This window comes from Escherichia sp. MOD1-EC7003, from assembly GCF_002965065.1.
Taxonomy (GTDB): domain Bacteria; phylum Pseudomonadota; class Gammaproteobacteria; order Enterobacterales; family Enterobacteriaceae; genus Escherichia.
The window spans coordinates 1-1,112 of sequence record NZ_PTRE01000178.1 but is presented as its reverse complement, the minus strand read 5'-3'; the positions used below and the strand labels follow the sequence as shown (position 1 = coordinate 1,112).

The following is a 1,112-nucleotide window of genomic DNA, read 5'->3' as shown; positions in this document are numbered from 1 at the left end:
TGTGTGCGTTTTGTCTATAACTCGATCCTGCGTTGGCGCACCGATGCGTACTACGAACGGCAGGAGAAGATAGGCTATACACAAGCCAGCGCTCGCTTAACAGCACTGAAAAAAGAGCCAGATTTTGCCTGGCTCAATGACGTTTCCAGTGTGCCGTTACAGCAAGCCTTGCGCCACCAACAAGCCGGATTCTCAAATTTTTTCGCCGGACGCGCCAAATACCCGACATTCAAAAGCAAGCGCCATAAACAGGCTGCTACGTTCACTGATGCCGCGTTTAAATACCGCGATGGCAAGTTGTACATGGCAAAGAGCAAAGCACCGTTAGATGTGCGCTGGAGCCGTGAATTACCCTCTGCGCCGTCTACTATCACCATTTCCAAAGATGCCGCTGGACGATATTTCGTGTCCTGCCTTTGCGAGTTTGAACCTGTATCACTGCCGATCACCGCTTCCACGGTCGGCATTGATGTTGGTTTAAAAGATTTGTTCGTCACCGATACCGGATTCAAACAAGGCAATCCCCGCCATACCGCTAAATACGCGGCACGCCTGGCGCTACTCCAGCGCCGGTTAAGCAAGAAGGTCCGAGGCTCAAAGAACCGCGCCAAAGCCCGCTTAAAGGTGGCCCGACTCCACGCGAAAATTGCCGATTGCCGACTGGATGCCTTGCACAAGGCTACCCGCAAACTAATTAACGAAAACCAAGTTGTTTGTGTCGAATCCCTGAAAGTGAAAAACATGATCCGCAACCCGTCGCTATCCAAAGCGATAGCAGACGCAAGCTGGGGCGAGTTCACGCGCCAGCTACAATACAAAGGCGAATGGGCTGGGCGCTCCGTGGTCGCAATTGACCAGTTTTTCCCGTCCTCAAAGCGCTGTAGTTGCTGCGGTTTCACCCTGAAAAAAATGCCTCTTGATGTTCGTAAATGGCAATGCCCGGAATGCGGCGCAGACCATGATCGTGATATCAACGCGGCCCGTAATATAAAAGCGGCGGGACTCGCCGTGTTAGCTTGTGGAGAGCCTGTAAATCCTAAACCGCTTAACGCGGCTTAGGTTCGGCTCCGCGAAACAAGAATCCTCGCCCTTTAGGGCGGGGAGTACGTCAA

The 1,112-nt window shown here is 52.6% G+C and carries 1 protein-coding gene; it reads left to right on the top strand.

Annotation, left to right across the window (positions count from 1 at the left end):
• On the top strand, positions 1-1,059 hold a 1,059-nt coding region (locus tag A7090_RS22950; RefSeq protein WP_157941496.1), incomplete at its 5' end, for an RNA-guided endonuclease InsQ/TnpB family protein.
• Between the last annotated feature and the right edge of the window lie 53 nt (positions 1,060-1,112).